General features: G+C 71.7%; 22 protein-coding genes. 12 read left to right on the top strand and 10 right to left on the bottom strand.

Features of this window, described 5'->3' with window-relative positions:
* Positions 1-167: 167 nt before the first annotated feature.
* Genes ACLJQF_RS08220 through ACLJQF_RS08205 form a run of 4 tightly spaced genes read left to right on the top strand, consistent with a single transcriptional unit; the run spans position 168 to position 2,677 of the window.
* Positions 168-413 (top strand): WXG100 family type VII secretion target, encoded by a 246-nt coding sequence (locus ACLJQF_RS08220; protein WP_410607621.1) that lies wholly within the window; start codon positions 168-170, stop codon positions 411-413.
* Complete coding sequence (locus ACLJQF_RS08215; protein WP_410607620.1) at positions 410-655, top strand: hypothetical protein; 246 nt, start codon at positions 410-412, stop codon at positions 653-655. Before ACLJQF_RS08220 ends, ACLJQF_RS08215 begins: the two co-directional genes overlap by 4 nt.
* 46 nt (positions 656-701) lie before the next feature.
* Entirely contained in the window at positions 702-1,304 is a 603-nt protein-coding gene (locus ACLJQF_RS08210) for a helix-turn-helix transcriptional regulator (RefSeq protein WP_410607619.1), read from the top strand.
* Positions 1,305-1,351: 47 nt separating this feature from the next.
* On the top strand, positions 1,352-2,677 hold the full coding sequence (locus ACLJQF_RS08205; RefSeq protein ID WP_410607618.1) for an amidase family protein: 1,326 nt from the start codon (positions 1,352-1,354) through the stop codon (positions 2,675-2,677).
* 238 nt (positions 2,678-2,915) lie between these two features.
* Here ACLJQF_RS08205 and ACLJQF_RS08200 read toward each other — a convergent pair whose 3' ends face one another.
* The 4 genes from ACLJQF_RS08200 to ACLJQF_RS08185 form a co-directional block, all read right to left on the bottom strand.
* Positions 2,916-4,118, bottom strand: a complete 1,203-nt coding sequence (locus ACLJQF_RS08200) for a cell division protein DivIVA (RefSeq protein ID WP_410607617.1) — start codon at positions 4,116-4,118, stop codon at positions 2,916-2,918.
* Positions 4,119-4,236: 118 nt separating this feature from the next.
* Positions 4,237-6,231, bottom strand: coding sequence for an SDR family oxidoreductase (locus tag ACLJQF_RS08195; RefSeq protein WP_410607616.1), 1,995 nt, complete (start codon positions 6,229-6,231; stop codon positions 4,237-4,239).
* A gap of 101 nt (positions 6,232-6,332) precedes the next feature.
* On the bottom strand, positions 6,333-7,145 hold the full coding sequence (locus ACLJQF_RS08190) for a class F sortase (RefSeq protein WP_410607615.1): 813 nt from the start codon (positions 7,143-7,145) through the stop codon (positions 6,333-6,335).
* 4 nt (positions 7,146-7,149) lie between these two features.
* Positions 7,150-8,610: a collagen binding domain-containing protein gene (locus tag ACLJQF_RS08185; protein ID WP_410607614.1), complete on the bottom strand. Its 1,461-nt coding sequence runs from the start codon at positions 8,608-8,610 to the stop codon at positions 7,150-7,152.
* A gap of 316 nt (positions 8,611-8,926) precedes the next feature.
* Here ACLJQF_RS08185 and ACLJQF_RS08180 point away from each other — a divergent pair, with 316 nt between their 5' ends.
* Both ACLJQF_RS08180 and ACLJQF_RS08175 read left to right on the top strand, forming a co-directional pair.
* A complete protein-coding gene (locus ACLJQF_RS08180; RefSeq protein ID WP_410607613.1) occupies positions 8,927-9,760 on the top strand; it encodes a Bax inhibitor-1/YccA family protein in 834 nt (277 codons plus the stop codon).
* Between the two features lie 194 nt (positions 9,761-9,954).
* Positions 9,955-10,629 (top strand): hypothetical protein, encoded by a 675-nt coding sequence (locus ACLJQF_RS08175; RefSeq protein WP_410607922.1) that lies wholly within the window; start codon positions 9,955-9,957, stop codon positions 10,627-10,629.
* A gap of 89 nt (positions 10,630-10,718) precedes the next feature.
* Here ACLJQF_RS08175 and ACLJQF_RS08170 read toward each other — a convergent pair whose 3' ends face one another.
* Positions 10,719-11,939 (bottom strand): acetyl-CoA C-acetyltransferase, encoded by a 1,221-nt coding sequence (locus ACLJQF_RS08170; protein WP_410607612.1) that lies wholly within the window; start codon positions 11,937-11,939, stop codon positions 10,719-10,721.
* 167 nt (positions 11,940-12,106) lie between these two features.
* Here ACLJQF_RS08170 and ACLJQF_RS08165 point away from each other — a divergent pair, with 167 nt between their 5' ends.
* The 5 genes from ACLJQF_RS08165 (at position 12,107) to ACLJQF_RS08145 (ending at position 17,611) form a co-directional block, all read left to right on the top strand.
* Positions 12,107-13,477, top strand: a complete 1,371-nt coding sequence (locus tag ACLJQF_RS08165; RefSeq protein ID WP_410607611.1) for a cystathionine beta-synthase — start codon at positions 12,107-12,109, stop codon at positions 13,475-13,477.
* Positions 13,478-13,628: 151 nt separating this feature from the next.
* Positions 13,629-15,173, top strand: a complete 1,545-nt coding sequence (locus ACLJQF_RS08160; RefSeq protein WP_410607610.1) for a hypothetical protein — start codon at positions 13,629-13,631, stop codon at positions 15,171-15,173.
* Between the two features lie 345 nt (positions 15,174-15,518).
* Positions 15,519-15,971: a hypothetical protein gene (locus ACLJQF_RS08155; RefSeq protein WP_410607609.1), complete on the top strand. Its 453-nt coding sequence runs from the start codon at positions 15,519-15,521 to the stop codon at positions 15,969-15,971.
* Positions 15,972-16,403, top strand: a complete 432-nt coding sequence (locus tag ACLJQF_RS08150; protein ID WP_410607608.1) for a hypothetical protein — start codon at positions 15,972-15,974, stop codon at positions 16,401-16,403.
* 50 nt (positions 16,404-16,453) lie between these two features.
* The gene (locus ACLJQF_RS08145; RefSeq protein ID WP_410607607.1) at positions 16,454-17,611 is read left to right on the top strand and encodes a cystathionine gamma-synthase; all 1,158 of its coding nucleotides are present in this window, start codon (positions 16,454-16,456) and stop codon (positions 17,609-17,611) included.
* A 147-nt stretch (positions 17,612-17,758) separates the two neighbouring features.
* Here ACLJQF_RS08145 and ACLJQF_RS08140 read toward each other — a convergent pair whose 3' ends face one another.
* Positions 17,759-18,031 carry a hypothetical protein gene (locus ACLJQF_RS08140; protein WP_410607606.1) on the bottom strand — a complete coding sequence of 91 codons (273 nt, stop codon included), beginning with the start codon at positions 18,029-18,031 and terminating at the stop codon, positions 17,759-17,761.
* A 95-nt stretch (positions 18,032-18,126) separates the two neighbouring features.
* Between ACLJQF_RS08140 and ilvA the strand changes: the two genes are divergently transcribed.
* Positions 18,127-19,329, top strand: coding sequence for a threonine ammonia-lyase (ilvA, locus tag ACLJQF_RS08135; RefSeq protein ID WP_410607605.1), 1,203 nt, complete (start codon positions 18,127-18,129; stop codon positions 19,327-19,329).
* Here the strand turns inward: ilvA and ACLJQF_RS08130 are convergent.
* Genes ACLJQF_RS08130 through ACLJQF_RS08115 form a run of 4 tightly spaced genes read right to left on the bottom strand, consistent with a single transcriptional unit; the run spans position 19,314 to position 25,393 of the window.
* Entirely contained in the window at positions 19,314-20,159 is an 846-nt protein-coding gene (locus tag ACLJQF_RS08130; protein ID WP_410607604.1) for a ferredoxin, read from the bottom strand. The genes ilvA and ACLJQF_RS08130 overlap by 16 nt on opposite strands.
* 2 nt (positions 20,160-20,161) lie before the next feature.
* The gene (locus ACLJQF_RS08125) at positions 20,162-20,986 is read right to left on the bottom strand and encodes a hypothetical protein (RefSeq protein WP_410607603.1); all 825 of its coding nucleotides are present in this window, start codon (positions 20,984-20,986) and stop codon (positions 20,162-20,164) included.
* Between the two features lie 25 nt (positions 20,987-21,011).
* A complete protein-coding gene (locus ACLJQF_RS08120; RefSeq protein WP_410607602.1) occupies positions 21,012-25,085 on the bottom strand; it encodes a hypothetical protein in 4,074 nt (1,357 codons plus the stop codon).
* The gene (locus tag ACLJQF_RS08115) at positions 25,085-25,393 is read right to left on the bottom strand and encodes a type VII secretion target (RefSeq protein ID WP_410607601.1); all 309 of its coding nucleotides are present in this window, start codon (positions 25,391-25,393) and stop codon (positions 25,085-25,087) included. Before ACLJQF_RS08115 ends, ACLJQF_RS08120 begins: the two co-directional genes overlap by 1 nt.
* Positions 25,394-25,402: the final 9 nt, after the last annotated feature.

The raw sequence follows: 25,402 nt of genomic DNA, 5'->3' as shown, positions 1-25,402 counted from the left end.
TCCCTTCGTGCGTGAACGAATCGTCACACGCCGGATGCCTGCTGTGAGCATACGCGGACGCCGGGAACCGGCAGGCAAGGATGGCGGACATTCGGGCAAGGGGTACCCGGCGGGGTTCCGTGCCGCCACGCCGTGCGCCACGCTCGGGGTGCCGAGAGGAGCCGCGGATGCCGACCGAAGACATGCAGCGGGCCGCCGCCTGCTTCGCGTACGCCCTGGAAGGCGCGCGTTCCGGCCTTCGCGACGTCAACAGCGACATGGCGATGGTCCAGGCGTCGTGGCGCGGTGAGGCGTCGGTGCGCTTCGGCCAGGCGATGAGCGACTGGGAGCAGGAGTTCGATGTGATCCTGTCGCGGCTGGCGCAGCTGCTGGAGGCGACCGGCGGCTCGATGCCGCGGCCGCGCGAGCCGTGACGCGGCTCGACTTCAGCTTCGCCGATCTGGTGCTGGACCGGATGGGCGCCATCACCGGGGAGCTCGGCGAACTGCTGGCCGACCTGGAGGCCCGGGTCGAGCCGGAGTTGGCCGGCTGGCCCCCGGAAGCGCGGGAAGAGTACTGGCGCGCCAAGCGGGACTGGGCCCGCGCGGCCGGGCGGATGCCGGGGTGCCTGGAGCGCGCGCAGGCGGCGTTCGAGGAGCTGTCTTCACGGGCGTGAAGGCGGAATAGGGAAGGCGTGAAGACACGCCGTCCACACTGCCCCCATGAAGCCCGTCGAAGTGAGCGTCCTCGCCTCGGACCCGATCACGCACGCCGGCGCGGTGAGCCTGCTGGACAACCATCCCGACCTCCGGCTGACCGACCTCCTGCCGGACGTGCTGCTGGTGATGGAGGACCACGTCAACGAGACCGTCCTGGGCGAGATCCGGGCGGCCAAGGCGTCCCACGTCGTGCTGGTCGTCGAGCATTTCCGCGAAAGCGACCTGATGGCGGCGCTGGAGTGCGGGGTGGTGGCGATCCTGCCGCGCCGCGAGACGGGCGGCGCCGAGCTGGTGACGGCGGTGCTCGCCGCGGGTGACGGCACGGCCAACCTGCCGCCGCGGTTGCAGGGCGCGCTGCTCGCGCAGGTGCAGCGGATGCGCAAGGACGTCCTCGAGCCGAACGGGCTCACGCTGTCGGGGCTCGCGGCCCGCGAGTGCGACGTGCTGCGGCTGGTCGCCGAGGGGTTCGGGACTGAGGAGATCGCGGCGAAGCTGTGCTACTCGGAGCGGACCGTGAAGAACGTCCTCTACGGGCTCATGACCCGCTGCGGCCTGAACAACCGTGCCCACGCTGTCGCCTACGCGCTTCGAGCCGGCGCGATCTGAGACGTTTTCTTTGCCACTGTCACCTTTTCGTGGACTAGGGTCCGATCATGGTGCTCACGGCAGTGGAGATCGCGGCCTCCGTCCGGGCCGGGCAGCTCGATCCGGTGCAGGTCACCGAGGAGGCCCTCGAGCGGATCGCCGCGGCGGACGGCGTCGTCGGCGCCTTCCGCCGGGTGCGCGCCGAGGAGGCGCTAAAGGAAGCCGCGGAGGTCGCCGCGCGGCCGGATCTGGCGTCGCTGCCTCTCGCCGGGGTGCCCGTCGCGGTCAAGGACGTCACGGAGGTGGCCGGCGAGTACGCGTCGCACGGGTCGCTGGCGGGATCGTCCGCGCGGGCGGATTCGGACGGCGTGATCGCGACGCGGCTGCGTGCGGCGGGCGCGGTGATCGTCGGGCTGACCCGGGTGCCGGAGCTGTGCATCTGGCCGATGAGCGACACCCCGGACGGCATCGCCCGCAACCCCTGGGACCCGACGTACGCGGCGGGCGGCTCGTCGGGCGGCAGCGCAGCGGCGGTGGCGGCGGGGCTGGTCCCGCTGGCCCACGGCTCGGACGGCATGGGCTCGGTCCGCCTCCCGGCGGCGATGTGCGGCCTGGTGGGGTTGAAGCCGGGCGCGGACCTGCTGGCGGAGGGCGGCTGGTTCGGCATGTCGGTCCACGGCCCGCTGGCCACGACGGTCGCCGACACGGCACTGCTGCTGTCGGTGCTGGCGGACGCACCTTCGCTGGCTTCGGTGCCTACGCCGTCTTCGGTCCGCATCGGCATGTCGACGACGGTGCCGCTGCTGCCCAGCCCGGTCCCGAAGGAGCTGGTGGCGGCGGTCTCGACGGCGGCAGGCCACCTGGCGGCGGCGGGCCACGCGATTTCCCCGGCCGCACCGCGTTATCCGGCGACGATGGTCCTGGGCATGACGGCCCGCTGGCTGGCGGGCCCGGCGGAGCAGGCCCGCGACTTCGACAGTTCACGCCTGCAACGCCGGACGCGAGCCCACTTCCGTGCGGGACGGCTGGTCGAGCGGGCGGGCTTGATCCGCTCGCAGACGCGTGACCGGTGGGTGGGCCGGGCGGAGGAGTTCTTCGCGTCGCACGAGGTGCTGCTGACGCCGACGCTGTCGCACTGGCCGGTGAAGGCGGGCCGCTGGCACGAACGCGGGTGGCTGGCGAACGTGCTGCCGTCGACGCGCCTGGCGGGTTTCACGGGCCAGTGGAACTTCGCGGGCTACCCGGCGATCACGGTCCCGGCGGGCCGGTCGGCGGTCTCGGGGCTGCCGACGTCGGTGCAGCTGGTGGCGCGCCCGGGCGGGGAGTCACTGCTGCTGGGCCTGGCGGCCCAGCTGGAGACGGCCAACCCCTGGCCCCGGACGGCCCGCAACTAGAGCGCCCCAATGTGGCCTTCGGTGCGTGAGACGCACCCAAGGCGGCCTTCGGTGCGTCAGACGCACCGAAGGCCGCCTTGGGGCGCTTGAGTGTCCGGCCGGCGAGACCGGAACTGTCGGTGCCCGCCGGTAGCGTGGAAATCGGGGGCTGCTCAGGCCGGGTGGGCCCGCCGAAGTGTCTTGAATGACTCATTCAGGACCTCCGAAGCCCTGAATGAGTCATTCAAGACGCGGGGACTCAGTTGCCCGGCTTGCTGCCCGTCGGCGACAGCGGCTTCGCGCCGTTGCCGTTCGAGCCATTGCCGTTCGAGCCATTGCCGTTCGCCGGCTTCGTCGCCGGGCCGTTCGAGTTCGCCGGCTTCGCCGCCTGCGGCGCGGGCTTCGCCGGCGCGACCGCGGGCTTGGGGGCCGCAGCGGGCTTCGGCGTCGGCTTCGAAGCCGACTTCGGGATCGACGGCTGCACCACCGGAACGACCGGCGCCGCCGGCGTGGTCGCCGACTCCGTGTCACCGCCGACCAGCTTCGCCGCCTGCGGGATCACCGCTTCCTCCGGCAGGGTCGCCAGCTGCGTCTCGCTCCGGTTGAGGATGTCCTCCGCCATCGCCAGGCTCTTGCGCGCCTGCTCGCGGATCTCCGCCAGCCGCTCGACCTTCCGGTTCGCCACCGTCGTCCGCTGCGCCGCTTGAGTCGTCGCCTCGTCCAGGCGCCGCTTGGCTTCCGTGGTCGCCTCGTCGAGACGCCGCTTCGCCTCCGCCGTCGCCTCCGCGAGCCGGCGCTCCGCCTGGTTCTTGCTCGCCGTGCGCTGGTCGGCGACGTGCTTCTCCAGCGCCGCCTTCTGGGCCGCCTGGGCCGCCTCGAACTCGCGCTCGATCTTCCGGCGCTTCCGCTCGGCCTCGTTGTCCAGCAGCTCCCGCCGCTGGGCCGCCTCGACCGTCAGCCGCTGGACTTCGGCGCGCGTCTCCGCCAGCGCGCTCTCGTGCTCGGAGTGCAGCAGGTCGGCCTGCTTGTCCAGCTCCGCGACCAGCTTCGAGTACCGCTCACGCAGCTTCGTCGACGCCTCCGTCGAGGACGCCCACGTCTTCTCCGCGGCCACTTCGGCGCGCTTGATGATCTCGTCCGCGCGTGCCTGCGCGAGCGTCACCGTCCGCTGCATCCGCTCGTCGAGGTCCTCGAGCCGCTCCGGCGGCTTCTTGAGCTCCTCGACGCGCGCTTCAAGCGCCGCGACCTGCTGCCGCACCGTCTCGGCCTCGCGGCTCGCGGCGGCGGCCTGCGCGGCGGCGGCGTCGCGTTCGCTGAGCACCCGGCGCAGCTGGGCTTCGATGTGGTCGAGGTACTGCCGGACTTCGTTGCGGTCGAAGCCGTGCCAAGCCTGGGTGTACTCACGACGGAGGGGGAGGAGGCCGTTGAGGGCGGTTGCGGCGGGGTCGCGCTCAGGAACCATGGGCCCGACCGTACCCGGGCACCCGCCGCCTCCGCCCTCCGGCTTGACGAATCACCAACACGTGTCGCCGTGTCGCCGGAATGGCCTCACCCCGGAAACCCTGCGTCACCAGAAGAAGTCACCAGTGAAAGCCGCGGGAGAGCCGGGCCAGCGCCATCGCCGCGCGCGAGAGGTGTTTCTCGCCACGTCCGATCTTGAGTTCGCCCGAACCGCCCGCCGCGGTCGAATCCGGGAAGATCCGGAAACCCTGGTACGCGACGGCGTCGGTGAGGCCCGGCGTGAGCGTGTAGGCCAGCCCGATCGCCTGCCCCGCCGGGGTGCCGATGTGCTTCGGCCGCTCGACGAGCGCCTTCAGCACCATGTCCGCGGCCTGCTCCGGCGACTTCGTCGGGAACGCGTCGTAGATCTTCGTCGGCCGGATCATCGGCGTCCGCACGAGCGGCATGTGGATGGTGGTGAACGTGATCCCGTCGCCGTGCGTCTCGGTCGCCGCGATCCGCGAGAAGTAGTCCAGCGCCGCCTTCGACGCCGCGTACGCCGAGAAGCGCGGCGCGATGCCCTGCACGCCGATCGACGACACGTTGACGATGTGCCCGAACTTCCGCTCCGACATGTGCGGCAGCACCGCGAGGATCAGCCGCACCGCGCCGAAGTAGTTGATCGCCATCGCGCGCTCGTAGTCGTGCATCCGGTCGTACGACAGCTTGATCGAGCGGCGGATCGATCGGCCGGCGTTGTTCACCAGCATGTCGATCCGGCCGTGCTCGGCCAGCATCGCGTCGACGGCCTTGTGCACCGAGTCCTCGTCGGTCAGGTCGGCCGGGTACACCGAGGCCGTGCCGCCGGCGGCGACGATCTCGTCGCGGACCTCTTCCAGCTCGTGCCGGCGGCGCGCGACGAGCAGCGGGACACCGCCCGCGGCGGCGACCTTCAGCGCGGTCGCGCGGCCGATGCCCGAGGACGCGCCGGTGATGATCACGCGGCGGCCGTCCAGTTCGCCGCGCGGGCCGTGCTTGCGTGCGCGGAACGGGTCGAGGTGCTCGCGCCAGTAGCGCCACAACGTCGGCGCGTACTCCTCCAGCCGCGGGACCTCGACGGTGCCGGCCAGCGCCTTGCGCGTCTCGGCCGAGGAGAACACGGACGGGAACGCCATCGTGTCCAGCAGCACCGGCGGGATGCCGAAGCGCTCCATGACGGCGTCGCGCGCGATGGTGACGCCGGGGATGTGCTCGGTCAGCTTGACCAGCCCGACGATCCGCTTCGAGAGGCCTTCGCCCAGCTGCACGGTGATCGTCGGCGCGCCCGCGGCCCGCGCGAAGGCGTTGTACACCGAGACGACCGGCTGCGGCTCGGGGTTGACCAGGTGGAAGGCGTGGCCGTCGAGCCCCGGCTTGACCACCAGCTCCAGCAGGGCCTTGGCGACGTAGTCGACCGGCACGATGTTCGTGTCGCCGAGGTCGGGGCCGACGAACGGGAGCACGTCGGGCAGCCCGGAGAGCCGGTTGATCGCGGGGAAGAGGTAGTACGGGCCGTCGATCTTGTCCATTTCGCCGGTCTCGGAGTGCCCGACGACGACGGCCGGCCGGTACACCCGCCACGGCACCCGGTCCTGCTCGCGGACGATCTTCTCGGCTTCGAACTTGGTCCGGTGGTACGGCGTGACGAGCCGCTGCCCGGCGTCGAACATCTCCTCGGTGAACACGCCTTCGTGGTCGCCCGCGACGGCCACCGACGACACGTGGTGCAGGCAGCCCGCGCGCAGGTCCGCGGCGAGGTCGACGACGGCCTGCGTACCGTCCACATTGGCCTTGATGCTGGCTTCGTCGTCGGCGGTGAGGTCGTAGAGCGCGGCGAGGTGGACGACGTGGTCGACGCTCCCGCGCAGCTGCTCGCGGTCGGCTTCGGACACGCCGAGCAGCGGCTCGCCGAGGTCGCCGGTGACGAGCGTGACGCGGTCGGAGTGCGGCCACTGGTCGACCAGCGCCGCCAGCTTGGCCCGCGAGGAGGCGCGCACCACGAGGGCGACGCGGTCGTCTTCGGGGCGGGTGAGCAGCAGCCGGGTGAAGTGACGCCCGATCAGTCCGGTCGCCCCGGTCACCAAGAACGTCGTCATCGTCTTCTCACCTCTCGCCGCACCGCCCTGACCCTGGGCATTCTGCTGCATGGCGACGCCGACGACCACCGTGTCGAAACGTGATGTTACCCACGAGTAACTTAGCTGGGGTCCGCGATGACGACCTGGTTCTCCTCGTAGCCGTCCGATCCGCCGACCCAGCGGCCGCCGCACGTCACCAGCACCACGCGGTGCGGGCCGGACGGGCCGAACAGGTAGTCCGCCCGGGCCGGCAGGTCGCTCTTGTGCACCGTGACCAGCTGTGAGATCCGGTACCGCCACGTCTTGCCCGCACTGTCCACAATGGTCACCTCGGCGCCGATCCGGGCGCTCCACAGCTCGGCGAACGGCCCGGTCGCGCCCCGCCAGTTCACGTGGCCGGCGAACACGCTCGCCCCGCCCGCCGCGTCGAGTGACGCGCCCCACCACGTCGCCTGCCCGAGGTCGGTGGGCACCGGCAGTTCGCCACCCGGGCCGAGGTCCTTGCGCACGAGCGTCGCCGTCCCGCCGGCGGGCAGCCGGACGGTACCCGGCGGCTGCGGCGGTGGGGACGGCGTCTGCGCGGCCGGGGACGGCGTCTGCGCGGCCGGCGCGGCCGGAGCCGGGGAAGCGGTGGCCGTCGGGGATGGGGACGGCACCGGAGCCGCGGCTCCCGCCGCGCCCGCGGCGGGCAACGCCGTGCCGGCCACGACCGCCACCGGCGGCGCGGTGAACACGGTGGCGCCGAACTGGGCCGCGAGCACCGTGGCCGCGCCGAGGGCGAAGCCGGTGAGCAGCCGGCCCCGGCGGGGCTTCGGCGCGGGCGGGGCCGGGTGGACGGGCGGTTCGTCCTCTACGGCCGCCCAGCCGGTGCCCCGGTGCCATTCCTCGACGAACCAGTCTTCGCCTTGCCAGTCGCCGCCGTGCTTCACCACGTCGTTACCGCCGGGACGCCCGCCGCGCGGCGACGCCGATCAGCCCGGCCGCCAGCAGCACGAGCAGGCCGAGCCCGGCCAGGCCCGGCCCGGAGTAGCTCGTCTCGACGACGCCGTGCGCCAGCGCGACCGGCTGGTCGCCGGCCGGGATCGCGCGCGGGACCTCGTTCGCCTTGTTCGCCACGGTCAGGGCGAGCGTCTCGCCCGGCTTCAGCGTGCCGCACGCCGACGGCGGGTTCTTCGGGTCGAAGGCGTTCGTGTAGCCCGGCGGCGGACTCGCCTCGACGACGCAGATCTCCTGCGGGGCGCGGAGGTTCTCGACCGTCACGCCGCCGGTCTTGCCGTCGGTGGTGACGACCGCGGGCTTGCCGTCGGCCCCGGTGAGCGGCTTGCCGTCCTGCCCGAGCGCCGCGGACGTCTTGTCCTTGGCGGTGATCCGCAGGACCGCGCCGCCGACGCCCTGGCCCGTGGTCGCGTCCGTCTTGGTCACCTGGACCTTGCCGGGCTTCGCGACGTTGACGACGCCCTGGGCGGTCAGTTCCTTCTCGCCGCCGGTGGAGACGACGCGCTGCACCGCGGTGTCGATCGGCAGCCGGACGTACGGCCGGTCCGCCGGCGCGGTGAGCGAGGCCACCAGCTTCGGTTTGTCGCCGGTCGGGGTCAGCTTCACGGCCACGGTGCCGTCGGCGCCGGTTTTCAGCGTGACGTCCTTCGCAGCGGCCTGCGGGCTCGCGTTGCCCGCGGCGCTGTCCGCCTTGTCGCCGTCGAGGGTGGCGTCGGTCGCCGTCAGCTTCACCGCGACGCCCGGGACACCTTTGCCGTGGGCGTTCTTCACGGTCGCGGTCCACTCGGCCGCTTCGCCGAGGTGCTGGTCGCCCTTGGGGGTGGTCATCGAAGCGGTCCACGGCCCGCGGTTGGTTTCGGCGTCCGTCTCCAGCCGCTCGACGGCGTCGGCCGCGGCCTGCAAGCCGTGCTCGCGCATGAAGTCGAGGTGCGCCTGCGCGTTGTAGGCCATCTTGTCCTTGGGCAGGCTCGGCTCGAGGTCGGCCGGGGACCGCGGCGCCGCGGTCCACGAGTGCAGCAGGTGCGCGAGCGCGGTCGCCTCGTCCGCGTTCTTGGTGTCGCCGTAGCGCAGCAGCAGGTAGGAGATGTTCGCGGCTTCGTCGGCGGGCAGCTTCGTGCCCCACTTCGTGAGCAACTCGTCGCCGGGTTTGTACTGCTCGTCGGTGTCCGGCGCCTTGAGCAGGAAGCTCACGCAGAACACCTGCTGCCCGCCGACGACGTACGACCCCAGCCAGACCGAGCCGAAGCCCGCTTGGCCGCCGACGTCGTGCCCGATGCCCTCCTGGCTGGCAGCCGAGGCCGGTGCGGCGCCGGCCGTCACGGAAAGCGTGCCGAGCAGGGCCGCGGCGACGAGGCCGGTGAGCGCGCGAACTCCCGCGCGCGGGCGTGCTGACCACCCCATGGTGTCAATGCTCCTTCGTTCGACGCGCGGCAGCGCCCGGCGTCTCTGCAGGTCACACGACTGATCAAGCCCCGACGCGCGTTCGGTGAAGATCCGAGCACGCGAAGTGAGCGTTGCGCCAAGGGGGAAAACTGTGTACCGCTCTTCGGGTGGCTGTCGCCGAACGGTCGTGACATCCGTCGCTTACCGTGTCGTCCGAGGCAGGCGGGCTGCCGTCGAGTAAAGTGGTCTTTACTCGACGGGAACCGCAGGCCCGCGGCGGTCGTTGAACCCGATGCAGCGATGATTCACAAAGCAGCAGATCCAGGAGGATCAGGTGCGTTCCAGTAGCAACCCGGCGTTCCGCAACCTGCCCGGCGGCGGAACCCAGACTTACGGCCAGTACGGGCCCCCGGTGGGCTTCAACCAACCCCAGGGCGGCGTGCCCGGGTACGGTCCCGGCCGGGCGACCTCCGGCGAGGGCGATCGCCCGATGACCGTCGACGACGTCGTCGTCAAGACGGGGATGTCCCTCGGCGTCGCGCTGCTCGTCGGGGTGATCACGGCGATCTGGGCGCAGGTCCAGATCACGGAGACCGGCCGGATCTCCGGCGCGCTCCTCGGTGCGATGCTCGGCGGCCTCGTCGTCGGGCTCGTCATCTCGCTGGTGATCATCTTCCGCCAGAAGCCCAGTGGCGCGCTGACGCTGACGTACTCGGCGGCCGAAGGCCTGTTCCTCGGCGCGCTGAGCGGCGTGTTCGAAGCGATCTACCCCGGCATCGCGCTGCAGGCGATCATCGGCACCGCCGGTGTGTTCATCGGCATGCTGGTGGTCTACAAGACCGGCGCGGTCAAGGTCACGCCGAAGCTGACCAAGTGGATCGTCGGTGCCACCGTCGGTGTGGCCATCCTGATGCTGTTCAACCTGATCAGCTCACTGGCCTTCGGCTTCAACCCGCTGCGCGGCGGCGGCACGATCGCCATCATCTTCAGCCTCGTCTGCATCGGCATCGCGGCCTTCAGCTTCCTGCTCGACTTCGACCAGGCGGACCGGATGATCCGCGAGGGCATGCCGTCGAAGTGGGCTTGGTACACCGCGTTCGGCCTGATGACCACGCTGGTCTGGCTGTACCTCGAGATCCTCCGGTTGCTCTCGTACTTCCGCGAGTAACCTGGCTCACAGTTCCGCAGTGAAGGCGCTCCGTAACCATCGGGGCGCCTTTTCTGTGTCTAATTCGTGCATATAGGGACCCCGTTGCGGGTTCCGCTCACCCTGCGTGTTTGATGGGCCGGTCGGTTCTCAATTTCACATGTGTGAGGTTCACAGTGAGCGTTCCCCCTCCGGCCCCCGGGGGCCAGCAGCCGGTGGGTCAGCCCGATCCTTACGGACCGCCTCCGGGCGGCCAGCAGCAGCAGCCGTACGGCCAGCCCGGCCAGTACGGTCAGCCGCCGCAGGGGCAGCCCGGCCAGTACGGCCCGCCGCCCGGTCAGTTCCCGCCCGCGCCGCCGGCTCCGCCGAAGCGCTCGAAGGCTCCCAGGCTGATCCTGGGCGGCATCGGTGCGATCGTGGTGGTCGCGATCGTCATCATCGGGATCGTCTCCTTCATGAAGTCGCCGGCCACCTCGAACGCCGGTGACTGCCTCACCATCACCGAGTTCACCCAGGGCGGCGACGACCCGGCGAAGGCCGACTGCAACGACCCGAAGGCGAACGTCAAGATCGCCAAGAAGCTGGAGACCTCCTCGGAGGACTGCCCCGGCGGGTCGGACGCGGGTTACGACACCTACTCGGTCAGCGGCCGCAGCTCGTACAAGCTGTGCCTGATGATCAACGCGAAGCAGGGCGACTGCCTGGCGAACTTCACGTCCAAGACCAAGGGCTACCTGAAGGTCCCCTGCACCGACCCGACCAAGGACGGCGAACTCGTCAAGGTCGCGACGGGCCAGGCGGACAAGAACGTCTGCGAGGGGACCGACGCCACCCGCGTCGCGGTGTACCCGGAGCCGGCGACGACGATGTGCGTCAAGACGAACGAATAGCGCCCCAATGTGGCCTTCGGTGCGTCAGACGCACCGAAGGCCGCCTTGGGTGCGTCTGACGCAACCAAGGCCGCCTTGGGGCGCTCGGGTCAGGAAAGGCGCTCGATGATCAGCGCCATGCCCTGGCCGCCGCCGACGCACATCGTCTCCAGGCCGAACTGCTTGTCGTGGTGCTGCAGGGAGTTGATCAGCGTCGAGGTGATCCGGGCGCCGGTCATGCCGAACGGGTGGCCGACCGCGATCGCGCCGCCGTTGACGTTCAGCCGGTCCAGGTCGATGCCCAGGTCCCGGTACGACGGGATGACCTGCGCCGCGAACGCCTCGTTGATCTCGACCAGGTCGATGTCGCCGATCGACAGCCCCGCGCGCGAGAGCGCCTGGTTGGACGCCTCGACCGGGCCGTAGCCCATGATCTCCGGCGAAAGCCCGGTGACGCCGGTGGACACGATCCGCGCCAGCGGCGTCAGGCCCAGCTCACGCGCCTTCGTGTCGGACATGATCACCAGTGCCGCCGCGCCGTCGTTGAGCGCGCAGCAGTTGCCCGCCGTGACCCGGCCGTCCGGGCGGAACACCGGCTTCAGGCCGGAGACGCCTTCGACGGTGACGCCGGCGCGCGGGCCGTCGTCCTTCGAGACGACCGTGCCGTCCGGCAGCGTCACCGGGGTGATGTCCTTGGCCCAGAAGCCGTCCGCGATGGCCTTTTCGGCCAGGTTCTGCGAGCGGACGCCGAACTCGTCCATGTCCTCGCGCGTGACGCCCTTCAGCCGCGCCAGGTTCTCCGCGGTCTGGCCCATCGCGATGTAGACGTCCGGGACGGTGCCCTCGGTGCGCGGGTCGGTCCAGGTGTCGGCGCCGGACTCGGCGGTCGCCTTGGTGCGCGCCTCGGCGTCGGCGAACAGCGGGTTGTGCGTGTCGGGCCAGGAGTCCGAGCTGCCCTTGCCGAACCGCGAGACGGTCTCGACGCCGGCCGAGATGAAGACGTCGCCCTCGCCGGCCTTGATCGCGTGGAACGCCATCCGCGTGGTCTGCAGGCTGGAGGAGCAGTACCGGGTGATCGTGCAGCCGGGCAGGTGGTCGTAACCCAGTTCGACGGCGACCGCGCGGCCCATGTTGAACCCGGACTCACCACCGGGGAGGCCGCAGCCCAGCATCAGGTCGTCGATGTCGGCGGGGTCCAGCTGCGGCACCTTGGCCAGCGCCGCGCGAACCATCTGCACGGTCAGGTCGTCGGGCCGGATGCCGACCAGCGAGCCCTTGTTGGCCCGCCCGATGGGCGAGCGCGCGGTGGAGACGATGACGGCTTCAGGCATGACGTGACACATCCTCGTATCGCGAGCTAAGCAGTTGCTCACCATACTGCCGGGCGCGGCGCCGGCGGCAAAGCCGAACGCGACCTGCGCCACTCCCCGGGGGCCGATCCCGCACGAGTGGACCACGAGTGGACAACGTCACCGGTGCGCCGTTTAGGCTGGTGGTCGTGGAGTACGCAGAGCACATCGCAGACCTCGTGGGCAACACCCCGCTGGTCAAGCTGAACTCGTTGACCAAGGGGCTCAAGCCGCTCGTGCTGGCCAAGGTCGAGTACCTGAACCCGGGTGGCTCGGTCAAGGACCGGATCGCGCTGCGCATGATCGAGGCCGCCGAAGCATCCGGCGAGCTGCGCCCGGGCGGCACGATCGTGGAGCCGACGTCCGGCAACACCGGCGTCGGGCTGGCCATGGTCGCCCAGCGCAAGGGCTACCGGTGCGTGTTCGTCTGCCCGGACAAGGTCAGCGAAGACAAGCGCAACGTGCTCAAGGCGTACGGCGCCCGGGTCGTGGTGTGCCCGACGGCGGTCGCGCCCGAGCACCCGGACTCCTACTACAACGTCTCCGACCGCCTGGTCCGCGAGATCGAGGGCGCCTGGAAGCCCAACCAGTACGCCAACCCGCAGAACCCGGAGAGCCACTACCTCTCGACCGGCCCGGAGCTGTGGACGCAGACCGAGGGCAAGATCACGCACTTCGTCGCGGGCGTCGGCACCGGCGGCACGATCTCCGGCACCGGCAAGTACCTCAAGGAGGTCAGCGACGGCGCCGTGCAGGTCGTCGGCGCCGACCCGGAGGGCTCGGTCTACTCCGGCGGCAGCGGCCGCCCGTACCTGGTCGAAGGCGTCGGCGAGGACTTCTGGCCGGACACCTACGACCGCGGCGTCGCCGACGAGATCATCCCGGTCTCCGACGCCGACTCCTTCCAGGTCACCCGGCGCCTCGCGCTGGAGGAGGGCCTGCTGGTCGGCGGCTCCTGCGGGATGGCCGTCGCCGCCGCGCTGAAGCTCGCCGAGCGGCTCACCGAGGACGACGTCGTGGTCGTGCTGCTGCCCGACGGCGGCCGCGGCTACCTGACGAAGGTGTTCAACGACACCTGGATGTCCTCCTACGGCTTCCTGCCGCCGGACTCCTCGGGCGCGACGGTCGCCGACGTGCTCACGAAGAAGAGCGGCTCGCTGCCCGATCTCGTGCACTCTCACCCGAACGAGACCGTCGCCGAAGCCATCGCGATCCTCTCCGAATTCGGCGTGAGCCAGATGCCCGTCGTCAGCGCGGAGCCGCCGGTGATGGCCGCCGAGGTCGTCGGCGCCGTCAACGAGCGTGACCTGCTGGACGCGCTGTTCACCGGCAAGGCGCAGCTGGCCGACCGGCTCGAGCAGCACATGTCCCCGCCGCTGCCGACGATCGGCGGCGGCGAGCAGGTGGGCGCGGCGATGACCGCGCTCGAAGGGGCCGACGGCGCGCTCGTGCTGGTCGACGGCAAGCCGGCCGGGGTCCTCACCCGGCACGACCTCCTGGGCTTCCTGGCCGGTCGCTGACCGCGCCCCGGAAGAGGCCCCGGAAGAGGCCTCAGAAGAGTCTTCATCGGCGAACCCGGCAGGGGCGTTACGAGCGCCCTGCCGGGCGATCCGATAGCGTGGTCGCGAATAGAACACTTTCGCGTTCTCGTCAAGGGGGTTCAAGACCCACATGAGTGCACCGCAGCCACCGAACCAGCCGTGGGGTGGCGGCCAGCCACCCCAAGGCCCGCCGAGTGGCCCCCAGCCGCAGCAGGACCCGTTCGGCAGCCCGGAACCGACCCAGGTCGTCCAGCCCGCCCAGCACCAGGGCGGTTCCCCGTTCGGGGAGACGCCGGAGCCGACCCAGGTCGTCCGGCCGGGTGACGGCGGGGCGGGCGCGACCCAGGCGATGCCGCCGTTCGACGCGAACGCGACCCAGATGGTGAGCCCGGTCGGCGGCGACGCTCCGGTCGCGGACTCGACGCAGCTGGTGCCCCCGGGCTCCCAGCCGCCGGCGATCCCGTACACCCCGCCGCCCAGCGCGGCCGACAACCCGGCCGCGGCCTTCGGGCAGCAGCCCGGTGGGTACGCCCAGCAGCCCGGCGGGTACGGGCAGCCGGGCCAGCAGGGTGGCTTCGGGCAGCAGCCGGGCTTCGGCCAGCCTCCGCAGGGGTTCGGCGGGCCCGGTTTCGGTGGCCAGCAGCAGCCCGGTTTCGGCGGGTCGCAGCAGCCGTTCGGCGCGCCGGCCGCGGGCGGCAACGCCCTCTTCGGCTACATCGCCGGTGGCATCGTCACCCTGCTGGGCCTGATCGCGCTCATCATCTCGTTCAACTACATGGGTGACGCGAGCGACTACTCCACGATCGTCAACGGGAGCCAGGAGTTCCTCCAGAAGGCGCTGGAGGCCGCCGGCCTCATCGGCCCGGGGCTCGTCTGGTTCTACGTGATCATGATCCTGCTGGGTTCGCTGATCTCCCTGGCCGGCGGTGTCGGGCTGGCGCTCGCGGGCAAGCTGGGCGGCCTCAAGAAGTTCGTCCCGATCGCGGTCGTCGCGGGTGGTGCGCTCCTCGCGCTCTTCGCCCTGCTGCTCAAGATCGGGATGACCCCGAACAGCGAGGCGCTCGGCGGGACTTCCGGCCCGGACACGTTCGGCATCGGGCTTCCCCCGCTGATCCTGGGCATCCTCATCCTCATCGTGGGTGTGCTCGGGCTCATCCCGGCGACGCAGCAGTTCGTCGGTCTCGGTGGCGGCGGTGCCGCGCCGGGTGGGCCGCAGGGCTTCGGCGGACCGCCTCCGGGCTTCGGTGGCCCGCAGCAGCCGGGCTTCGGCCAGCCGGGTCAGCCCGGGCAGCCGGGCGGGTTCGGGCAGCCTGGGCAGCCCGGTGGGTACGGCCAGCCGGGTCAGCCGCCGCAGGGTTACGGCCAGCCGGGTGGCTACGGTCAGCCGGGCGGGCCCAACCCGTCCAGCGGCGGGTTCCCACAGCCGTCGAGCGGGGGCTTCCCGCAGCCGGGTCAGCCGGGTGGTTACGGCCAGCCGGGTCAGCCGGGTGGTTACGGCCAGCCGGGTCAGCCGGGCGGGTACGGCCAGCCGGGTCAGCCCGGTGGCTACGGCCAGCCGGGTCAGCCGGGTCAGCCGCCGCAGGGCTGGGGCCAGCCGCCGGGGCAGCAGGGCCCGCCGAGCGGCGGGTTCGGCCAGCCGGGCCAGCCCCCGCAGCCCCCGCAGCAGCAGTGGTGAGCTAGGACGACCATTGGTGCCCCGGAGCCGATTCGGCTCCGGGGCACCATGCATTTCACCGGTCGGCAATTGTCCGAAGAGGACAATTGCGGAGTGGTGCCACTGTCAGTAATCGCGTGACGGTATTTCTGCCACTACCGCACAAGAATGATCTTGGGTTCCGCCGTCCGGCCGAATTCCGTTCTCATTCCGGACTGATTCCCTTGATTCCGGTTAGGGTGAGCGCCGTTGTCCCGCGCTCGGCCTGATGGGGGAGTTGTGACTGGTCCGCACCGATTCCCGGTGTCGCATTCGCATTCGTATTCATCGACTCGACCATCCGGAGTAACGGCGGTCCTCGCCGGCATGCTCGGCTTTCCGGCCGCGGTCGCCGCGGGATATGTACCGGTGAAGATCTTCCTCGACATGCCGGCCGAATTCAGCCTTGGCGCGCTGCCGGGCTGGGTGCTGGTGGACCTCGCCGCCTACCTCGTCGCGGGACTGGTGCTCCTCCTCGGTTCGTTGGCGACGCTGTTCCGCGCGACGGCGGGAGCGGTCCTGCTCGGCCTGGGGGCCCTGCTGGCCATCGGCGCCCTGCTCACCGAGCCGATGTCGGTCGGAGTGCCCCCGGCCCGCTTCGCCGACGCGATGTTCACCCACGGCGGGTTCGCGATGGCCGACCGCGTCGGCCTGGCGGCGCTGGCGGTGCTCGTCCTGGTGCTGGCGTTCCTGCCACCGACGTTCCGCTACCTGCGCTACCGCACGTCGGTGGTCCCGGTGCTGTCCGGCCAGGGTGCTTATTCGTACCGGAGCTGGTGAGTGGAGGTCACGGCCCCGCCGAAGCCCCGGCCGGGAACGGCGATCGCCGCCGGGGTGCTCGCCGTGCTCGGCGGCCTGTGGTTCCTGACGGGCACCTTCTGGTGGACCCTCGTTGTCGGGTTCGACCAGCAGGATCTGCTGGTCCCCAGCCAGATCACCGACGCGGTCATCGGCCTGCTGCTCCTGCTCGGCGGGGTCTCGTTGCTCGCGCGCGTGGAGGCGGGCCGGGTGCTGTGCCTGGGCGCGGCGGTCCTGGCGCTGGTCGCAACGATCGTCGACCTGGCGCTCCGCTACCAGCTCATCTTCTTCATCGTGGCCGGCCCGACGGGGATCGACAACCCTGTGCTGCGCGGCATGGTCATCGCGGCGCCGCTCGTGGCCCTGCTGGTGCTCGCGGCCCGGCCGGCCACCCGCCACTGGACGCGGCACTGAGAGCTATCCCACCTGGCGGGAATGTCAGGGGCGGCCCGTACGCTGAACCGATGGTGGACGACTACTCCGTACTGGGTTTCGAGACTCGCGCGATCCACGCCGGTCAGAAGCCCGACCCCCGCACCGGCGCCGTGATCGTGCCGATCTACCAGACCTCGACCTACGCGCAGGACGGCGTGGGCGGGACCCGCGAGGGCGACTACGAGTACTCGCGCACCGCGAACCCGACCCGTTCGGCGCTGGAGGAGGCGCTGGCCTCGTTGGAAGGCGGCCGGCACGCGCTGGCCTTCGCGTCCGGCATGGCCGCGTCCGACGTGGTGCTGCGCAGTACCCTCCGCCCCGGTGACCACCTCGTGCTCGGCAACGACGCCTACGGCGGCACGTTCCGGCTGATCGACAAGGTGCTCAGCCTGTGGGGCGTCGAGCACACCGTCGCCGACCTGGCGAACCTCGACGAGGTGCGCGCCGCGATCCGGCCCGAGACCAAGCTGATCTGGTGCGAGTCGCCGACCAACCCGATGCTCGGCATCGCCGACATCGCCGCGCTGGCCGGGGTCGCGCACGACGCCGGCGCCCGCCTGGTGGTCGACAACACCTTCGCGACGCCGTACCTGCAGAACCCGCTGTCGCTGGGCGCGGACATCGTCCTGCACTCGACGACCAAGTACCTGGGCGGCCACTCCGACGTCGTCGGCGGCGCGATCATCACGAACGAGGACGAGCTGCGCGAGCAGTTCTTCTACCTGCGCAACGCCGCGGGCGCGGTGCCGGGACCGTTCGACGCGTGGCTGACCCTGCGCGGCATCAAGACCCTCGCCCTGCGCATGGAACGGCACAGCGACAACGCCGAGAAGGTCGTCCAGGCGCTGGTCAAGCACCCGAAGGTGGCGAAGGTCTACTACCCGGGCATGCCGGAGCACCCGGGCCACGAGACGGCGGCGAAGCAGATGCGCCGCTTCGGCGGCATGGTGTCCTTCAGCCACGTCGACGGCGAGCAGGCCGCGCTGGAGGTGGCTTCGCGCACGAAGCTGTTCATCCTCGCCGAGTCGCTCGGCGGCATCGAGTCGCTGATCGAGCACCCGGGCAAGATGACCCACGCGAGCACGGCGGGCTCGACCCTCCAGGTCCCGGCCGACCTGCTCCGCCTCTCGGTCGGCATCGAGGACGGCCGCGACCTGGTGGCCGACCTCCTGGCCGCCCTCGGCTGAGCCCCAAGCGCCCCAAGGCGGCCTTCGGTGCGTCTGACGCACCGAAGGCCGCCTTGGTTGCGTCTGACGCACCGAAGGCCACATTGGGGCGCTCTGGTCAGCCCGCACTGAGACATCCCGGGGCACGCGGGGAGATAACCCGCCAGGTCAGGGGTTGTAGTTGCCGTGCACGACGTCGCCGGCCGACGGCGTTCCGGTGGCCGGCAGCTTCGCACCGTCGACGCAGCCGCCGACCAGCTCGACGTGGCTGTCGTGGCGGATGTACTGGGCCGGCGATCCGCACGAGGCGCTGTCCACCGTGATGTACGCGGCGCCGGTGAGCGCGGCGGCCGAGGCCAGCCCGATCACCAGCGGCAACAGGCCGGCGGAGCGGGTGGCGCGCGCCCGTCGGGCCGAGTCCGCGTCGTTCCCCGCTGCCATGGTTGCTCCTTGTTTACCGCGTGTTGACGCGACCCAGGGTACCCGGATCACGGTCCGGTCAACCTGTGGAGTTCCTGAGTGGCATAGTCCGGCCCATGGAACTCGTCACCCTCGAGCGGATCGAGGCCGCCCGGGAACTCCTTAAGGGAGTGACCCGGGTGACGCCGATGGAGCACGCGCGCGACCTGCGCAAACTCCACGGCGGTCCGGTGCACCTGAAGTGCGAAAACCTGCAGCGGACGGGGTCGTTCAAGATCCGTGGCGCCTACACGCGCATCCACGGCCTGACCGAGGCCGAACGCGAGCGGGGCGTCGTCGCGGCCAGTGCCGGCAACCACGCGCAGGGCGTCGCGCTGGCGTCGTCGCTGCTCGGGGCCAAGTCCACGGTTTTCATGCCGCTGCGGGCCCCGCTGCCGAAGCTCGCCGCCACCCGCGGCTACGGCGCCGAGGTCCACCTGCACGGCGCGCTCCTCGAGGAGACGCTCAGAGCCGCGATCGAGTTCGGCGAGCGGACCGGTGCGGTGTTCATCCACCCCTTCGACCACCCGGACGTCATCGCCGGCCAGGGCACGGTCGGCCTCGAGATCCTCGAGCAGGTGCCGGGGGTGAAGACCATCCTGGTCGCCACCGGCGGCGGCGGGCTGGTCGGCGGGGTCGCGTCGGCGGTGAAGCCGCTGCGCCCGGACGTCCGCGTCATCGGCGTCCAGGCCGAGGAAGCCGCGGCGTACCCGCCGTCGCTGGCCGCGGGCGCGCCGGTGCGGCTGAGCACGACCTCGACCATGGCCGACGGGATCGCGGTCGGCGAACCCGGCCTGGTCAGCTTCGCCCACGTCGAGGCGCTGGTCGACGACGTCGTGACGGTGTCCGAGCAGTTCCTGTCCCGCGCCGTGCTGCTGTGCCTGGAACGCCGGAAGCTGGTGGTCGAGCCGGCGGGTGCGGCGACGGTCGCCGCGCTGCTCCAGCACCCCGGGATCTTCGAGCCCCCGGTCGTGGCCGTTCTTTCCGGCGGCAACGTCGACCCGGTGCTCCTGCTGCAGATCATCCAGCACGGCATGACGGCGGGCGGCCGCTACCTGCACCTGAGGCTGCGGGTCCCGGACCGCCCGGGGTCGCTGGTGGGCGTGCTGTCGTGCGTCAGCGAACTGGGCGCGAACGTGCTCGACGTCGAGCATTCGCGCATCTCCGGCAGCCTCGACCTCGGCGAGGCCGATGTCGTGCTCGCGCTGGAGACCCGCGGTCCCGAGCACTGCAAAGAGGTCGAGGTCGCGCTGACGAACGCGGGCTACACGGTCGTCTGAGGGGACTCTCCGGTGATGGCTGCCAGGGCCAGGTCCTTGGCGGGCTCGGGGACCTCCGACGGCGCGGTGAAGCGGCGGGCCCGGATGTGGGCGACCAGGTCCGGGTCCGGCGGCACCCCGTGCTCCCGCAGGTAGTACGCCACCGCGCCGGGCCAGGCCCAGGCCCCGTCGGTGCGGAAGTTCATCGGCACCGCGTCCGCGCGGTCCGGTGCGAAGGCGTCCGGGCCGTTGCTGCGCGAGGCCAGGATGACCGGCGCCGCGTCGAGGTAGGCGAGCACTCGCTCGGCTTCCGCCGGGATCAGCGGCGCGCGCCGGACCAGCGGTTTGCCCGCCGCGTCGACGCCGTCGTAGATCCGCGGCGTGCGCACCTCGCCGTCGGCCGCCGGCGGGGTCAGCCCGGCGTGCTCCCGCAGCCAGGCCGGGATGTGCTCGTCGGCGCGCGGGAAGAACCGCAGCTCGTCCTGGAACCCGATCGGTGGCGGCTGCTGCCGGAACGGCGGTTCGAGGTCGGGCCGTACGAAGTCGACGTCGGGCGGCTGCCCGGGTTCGAAGACCAGGATCGCGCCCAGCCACGTCCCCGAGCCGGGCCGGTACATGCCCGACCGCAGCACCCCGAGCAGCCGGACCGCTTCCGGGTGCGGCTGCGCCGGGCGCGGCCGCCCGTCCGGGCCGGTCACCAGCAGGTCGGCCTCGACGTGCCGGCCCGCGGCGCGGTACTCCACCCGCAGCTGCCCCCACCCCGGCGGCAGCTGCGCGGTCAGCACCGCCCCGATCTGCCGGACGAGCTCCTGCTGCTGCTCCGGCCGCAGCGGCCCCGGTGGCTGCGTCATGGTCAGACCCCTTCGGCGCCTTGGCGGAGCCAGTCAGGCGTGCGCCGTTCGGAGCGCGGGTAGCGGCGCAGCTCTTCGGCGTACGCCTCGGCGGGCGGCTGCTCCTGGAAGCCCGGGTCTTCGGTCGCGTTGAACTGTGCCTTGACCGTCTCGGGAAAGCGCATTTCGTACTTCAGGCTCACCCACGTGCCCCGGCCGTCGGACAGCGAGGCCGCGCGGTGCCGCCGGAGCAGGTCGAGCACCTGCTCCGGAGGGTTCCACGGATAGACCGTGCCGGTGATCGAGTGGACGACCGCACCCGACTCCTCGTGGTCGCCGACCGCCCGGTACTGCAGCTGGACGTAGTCCCAGCCCGCGGGGAGGGTGAACTTCAGGTAGTCGGTGACGCTCTTCAGCAGCGCGTTGGGCTCGTCGGGGGTCCGCTTCCCGCCGGTCTCGCCCTTGACGCCCTCGCGGTACCAGGCGGGGATCCACTCGTCGTCCCGGGGAAACGCCTCGAAGTCCTGCTCGTACACCTCGGGGTCGAGCGGCGGATCCCACAGCGGGTCCAGGTCGAAGTTGTAGGAGACGCGGTAGTCGCCGTCCGGCTCGATGACCAGGCGCATCGACAGCCAGGTGCCGCGCCCGCGCACGTACTTCTTGTTCCGCAGCTCGAACAGCAGCGGGCTGACATCCGGCGGCGGCTCCATGCGTGCGGCCGCGCCGTCCGGCATCACGACGGCCAGCGCGATCTCCTCGACCGCCACGGTCAGCCGGGCGGTCGTGTCGATCCGCAGCCAGCCTTCGGGAGCGGCGTCCATCAGCAAGCCGCCGATCCAGCGGACCACCTGGTCCTCGTCCGCCGCCCGGAGGTCAGGTCCGGGTGGGGGGTACCACGGGGGCTGGGTTCGCGACATTCGGGAAGCTCCTGTAGTTGTACGTGCGAGTGCCGTCGGGGTGGATTCTCTCGGACATCACGTGCAGCCGGTCGGGCGTCTCCCCGACCGAGGGGGCGTCGGCGTAGACGCGCACCAGGCCGTTGTCCCCGTGGTTGCGTGCGAAGGTCTGGCGGTCGATCTCCATCTGCCGCCAGTTGTGCGGGTTGCCGACGCTGTGGTTCTGCTCGTAGAGCTGCGGCACCATGCCCAGCCGCCCCTGCAGGCCACCGGAGCGGTGGTCGGCGGTGTGCCCGCCGCGGTTGACGTTGCTGGTGCCGTCGTCGGCCTGGCCGATCTTGCCGACCCGGTCCTGGACTTCGGTGTTGACCCGCTTCGTCGCCGGGCTGGAGTAGTCCGGCGGCCACGAAACCGCGGCGTTGCCGTGCGCGTCGGCGTGGTAGTGCAGGTCGCCGATCTCGTACTTCGCGCCGCGTACCGGGACGCCTTCGGAGCGGCCCGCGTGCTGGTCGTGCATCGTGTGCTTGTCACCCGTCTCCGGGTTGATCATGCCGCGCTCGTTGTCGTGCCAGGTCTTGATGTGCGTGAACTCCGGTGGGTTGTCACCGCTGGTGTAGAAGGTGCCGTGCCACTGGTCGGTGCCGTCGGGCGCCTTCGAGTAGATCTCGTACCGGCTGTTCGGCTTGAGGTCTTCCGGGGGTGTGGCGCCGAAGGGGCCGTCCCCGTTGTGGCCGGGGTCGTAGCCGGTGATCCGGCGTTCGACGGGTGGCGGGGTCATCGGCGGGTCGAAGTAGTCGATGTCCAGCTGGGGATGGCCGTCCGCGTCGGTGTGGAACTCGAAGTGGCCTTCCCCGGTGTTGACCCGGTAGTCGACGTCGCCGAGCAGGTGGGTCGTGTCCGGGTTGCCGACCTCGACGGGGCTGTTCCCGACGCGGGTGTTCGGCACGTCGGCGTCGACGTGCGTGATCCGCGGCGGCTCCTCGCCGTTGGTGTAGACACGCGTGAAGCGCCCGTCGGGGTCGGTGATCTCGTAGCGGGTGTTCGGTTCGAGGTGCCGGGGGTTCGCCGGGTCGTAGAACCGTTCGCCCGGCGCCAACGTCACCGGTTCGGGGCGGCCGTGGGGGTGCGGGCCCTCGTACTCCGGTTCGTGCCAGCCTTCGTCGAGGTCGTGCAGGTCCGGGTGGTCCTTGCCCCGGGCGAGGGCGCTGTCGGCGTCGACGTCGTGCGCGTCGCCGTGGTGGCTGTCCGGCGCGAAGCCGTCGTCGCCGGCGCGGTGGGTCGAGCCGTCCGGGCGGTGGGTGTTCCACTCGCCGTCCGGCGGGATGCGGGGACGCATCCGGCCGTCCGGGCCGATCTCGTAGCCGGACGAGAAGACGCGGCCGTGCGAGTCGGTCCAGGCCGGCTTCGTCGGGGCCATGACCTCGGTGTCGAGCTCGCGCGAAAGCCGGTGCGCGAAGTCGTTCGAGCTCGCGTCGCAGCCGATCAGGCGGACCGGGCGCCCGTCGTAGTCGCCGTTGCGGCGCAGGATGTCCGCGAACTCCTCCGGCGTGTACAGCCGGTCGCCGATGCGGGCGTGACCGTCGGGCGTGACGTGCACGTCGACGGTGTAGCGGCCGTCCGGGTCGGGCTGTACGCGGTGCGGCAGGTCGCCCATGTCGGCATCGCCGGCGTGGTACGAGGTGCCCGACGGCGTGCTTTCCGAGTGCCGCGCGTTGACTTCGTCCGGGGTCGGCGGCTCGCCGTGGTGGGGCGGGGCGCCGCCGTCCGGGTCGTGCGGGCCGGTTTCGTGCGGGCCGGTTTCGTGGGGTGCGTTTTCGTGCGGGCGGTGGGTGTCGCCGTCGGGGGTGTGCGGCCGGGTGTCGGGTCCGTGGGTGCCGGGTCCGTGGGTGCCGGGGCCGTAGCCGCGGGCGGCCGGTGCGGGTGCGTCCGGCGTGCGCGGCCGGCCCGGAGGCAGATCACCGCCGCCGGTGCGGGGCCGGCCCGGTGCGTCGACGTGCGGGGTGGGCGCGCCCGGGCTGCCCGGGGTGCCGGTCCAGCCACCGCCGGTGCGCGGCGAGCCGCCGGTTCCGCTCCCGGGTGCGCCGCCGGGCGGCATCCCGCCGCCCGCCATCGGCGCCCCGGCCTGCGGCGGAACGCCGGCCGCGGCGCCGTCCCCGCCGCGCGGCGACGGGACCGTGCCCGGATCGCCGGTGCGCGGAGCCGCCGGCGCGGTGCCGCTGGCGGAGGTGGTGCCGTCGGCCCGGGGAGGGGCGGCGGCGCTGCTCGGGGTTTCGGTGCCGGCGTGCGAGCCGGGCGCGTCGGACCGCGCGGCGGGCGAAGAGCCGGAGTGCGTGGGGGCCGGGCCGTTGTCGCCGCCACGGGCCGGGGACGGGCTGTTGTCGCTCGTGTGGGAGGGCGTGTTGTCGCCCGCGCGGGCCGGGGACGGGCTGTTGTCGCCCGCGTGTGAGGGCGCGTTGTCGCCTGCACGGGTCGGAGCGGGGCTGCTGTCTCCCGCGTGGGACGGCGTGTTGTCGGCGCCGCGGGTGGGTGAGGGGCTGCCGTCGCCTGTGTGGGAGGGCGTGTTGTCGCTGCCGCGGGTGGGTGAGGGGCTGCCGTCCCCGGCGTGGGACGGCGTGCCGTCGGCGCCGCGCGTCGGCGAGGGGCGGTTGTCTCCGGCGTGCGAGGGCGTGTCGTCGCCCGCGTGGGTGGGCGAGGGGCTGCTGTCGCCTGTGTGGGAGGGCGTGTTGTCGGCGCCGCGAGCAGGAGACGGGCTCGAATCACCCGCGTGGGATGGCGATCGAGTCGGCGACGGACTGCCATCTCCCGCGTGCGAGGGCGTGCCGTCGCTGCCGCGAGCAGGCGACGGGCTCGAGTCCCCGGTGTGGGCAGGCGAGCCGTCGCCCGAGCGCACCTCCGACGGGCCGCTCTCCGGCGAACCGTCACCGCTGTGCGCCGACGGGGAATCGTCCCCGGCGTGCGACGGTGAGCCGTCCGGCGACCGCGATCCGTCTCCGCTCGAACCGCGGCGGGATCCCGCATCGGGCGAGGAGTCGGTGTTCATCGGGTCGGAGCTCGGCGAATCCCCGTCCGCGTGGCCGGAATCGCCCGAGCCGTCCGGCGAACCGTCTCCGTCGCCGGCGTGCGAGCTTTCGCCGTCGCCACCGGAAGAACCCTCGCCGTGGGCGCGCGCGTGGACGCCGCCGGCCTCGCCCTTCGGGATCTTCCGGACGAAGCCGCCTTCCTTGACCTTCAGCCCGTCCAGTCCGCTGACCTTGCCCAGCACCTTCCCGAAGACCTTCGCGATCTTCTCGAAGATGTCCACCAGCTTCGACAGCAGCGGCGAAACCCGGCGAATGGAGTCGGTCAGCTTCTTGAGCAGCCCGGCGATCTTCTTGCCCCACTCGGCGATCGCGGCCGACGCCTGCGCCACCACCACCGGCGTGCCGAAGCCGAGGCTGAAGACCTCCTCCATCACCCACGAGATCAGCTTGCCGACCAGGTCGGCGATCAGCTGCCGCACGGTTTCCCGCACGAATGAGACGATCTGGCCCATGATCATCGTGACCGTGCTGATCGCACCGGCCACCGTCGCCGCGCCCGACAGGGCGTCACTGTGCTCGGCCGCGAACTTCCGGTACGCGTCCGCGCCCGCGCCGGTCCAGCCCGTCGTGCCGTTCTTGACCGCGTTGTCGAACTCCGTCTTGCGCTCGCCCAGCGCTTTCGAGACGTTGCCCCAAGTGTCCGCATAGGACTGGATCACCGGCGGGTTGCCCGCGAGGGAGTCCAGCATGTCCTTCAACGGCTGGATGTGCTCCATCAGGAACGACGCCACCGACGACATCAAGTACCCGAACGGGTCGATCGCCGCCCCGGCGATCTCGCCGGCCAGCGACAGCGTGCCGAGGCCGCCGGAAACCCAGTCGCCGTCCTTGATGCCGTTGAACGCGTCCATCGACGACTCGGCGATGCCGATGCCGCCGGCCCAGCCGTAGTCGCCGTTGCCCGCGGTGAACGCGCCCGGCCCGTCCGGGTCCTTCTTGGCGTCCGCGACGAGCGGGTTCCCCTCCGGCATCACGCACCGCCCGCGGACTTGTCCAGGTCGTCGGCGACACCCGTCTCGTACCGGTGGTAGGCCGCCGCGGCCTCGCGCACCTTGCCCGACACCGCCGTCATCGCCTGCACGGCGTCCTTGAGCGCGTCGATCCCGTACTGCTCCACCGGGTCGAGCAGCATCCGGAACGGCTGGCAGAGGATGCCGTACGCGTCGGTCGGCATGCTCACCTGGTTCGCCGCGTCGACGGCCTGCTGCAGCCCGTCACCGATGGCGTCGAGCTGCTGCGCGTGCGCCGTGAGGTCGGTGCTGAGTTCCACATCCGCCATCGGTTCCCC

Source organism: Amycolatopsis sp. lyj-109, assembly GCF_046548995.1.
Classification (GTDB): Bacteria; Actinomycetota; Actinomycetes; order Mycobacteriales; family Pseudonocardiaceae; genus Amycolatopsis.
The sequence above is the reverse complement of the archived record's forward strand: the minus strand, read 5'-3'. Positions and strand labels throughout refer to the sequence as shown.

Excerpts from the sequence above, each read along its gene's own strand:
- ACLJQF_RS08185 (WP_410607614.1), bottom strand. The coding sequence starts at position 8,610 with ATGGGGTGGTCAGCACGCCCGCGCGCGGGAGTTCGCGCGCTCACCGGC.
- ACLJQF_RS08205 (WP_410607618.1), top strand. The coding sequence starts at position 1,352 with ATGGTGCTCACGGCAGTGGAGATCGCGGCCTCCGTCCGGGCCGGGCAG.
- ACLJQF_RS08140 (WP_410607606.1), bottom strand. The coding sequence starts at position 18,031 with ATGGCAGCGGGGAACGACGCGGACTCGGCCCGACGGGCGCGCGCCACC.
- ACLJQF_RS08155 (WP_410607609.1), top strand. The coding sequence starts at position 15,519 with ATGCTCGGCTTTCCGGCCGCGGTCGCCGCGGGATATGTACCGGTGAAG.
- ACLJQF_RS08170 (WP_410607612.1), bottom strand. The coding sequence starts at position 11,939 with ATGCCTGAAGCCGTCATCGTCTCCACCGCGCGCTCGCCCATCGGGCGG.
- ilvA (WP_410607605.1), top strand. The coding sequence starts at position 18,127 with ATGGAACTCGTCACCCTCGAGCGGATCGAGGCCGCCCGGGAACTCCTT.
- ACLJQF_RS08130 (WP_410607604.1), bottom strand. The coding sequence starts at position 20,159 with ATGACGCAGCCACCGGGGCCGCTGCGGCCGGAGCAGCAGCAGGAGCTC.
- ACLJQF_RS08200 (WP_410607617.1), bottom strand. The coding sequence starts at position 4,118 with ATGGTTCCTGAGCGCGACCCCGCCGCAACCGCCCTCAACGGCCTCCTC.
- ACLJQF_RS08145 (WP_410607607.1), top strand. The coding sequence starts at position 16,454 with ATGGTGGACGACTACTCCGTACTGGGTTTCGAGACTCGCGCGATCCAC.
- ACLJQF_RS08120 (WP_410607602.1), bottom strand. The coding sequence starts at position 25,085 with ATGCCGGAGGGGAACCCGCTCGTCGCGGACGCCAAGAAGGACCCGGAC.
- ACLJQF_RS08115 (WP_410607601.1), bottom strand. The coding sequence starts at position 25,393 with ATGGCGGATGTGGAACTCAGCACCGACCTCACGGCGCACGCGCAGCAG.
- ACLJQF_RS08160 (WP_410607610.1), top strand. The coding sequence starts at position 13,629 with ATGAGTGCACCGCAGCCACCGAACCAGCCGTGGGGTGGCGGCCAGCCA.
- ACLJQF_RS08195 (WP_410607616.1), bottom strand. The coding sequence starts at position 6,231 with ATGACGACGTTCTTGGTGACCGGGGCGACCGGACTGATCGGGCGTCAC.
- ACLJQF_RS08210 (WP_410607619.1), top strand. The coding sequence starts at position 702 with ATGAAGCCCGTCGAAGTGAGCGTCCTCGCCTCGGACCCGATCACGCAC.
- ACLJQF_RS08220 (WP_410607621.1), top strand. The coding sequence starts at position 168 with ATGCCGACCGAAGACATGCAGCGGGCCGCCGCCTGCTTCGCGTACGCC.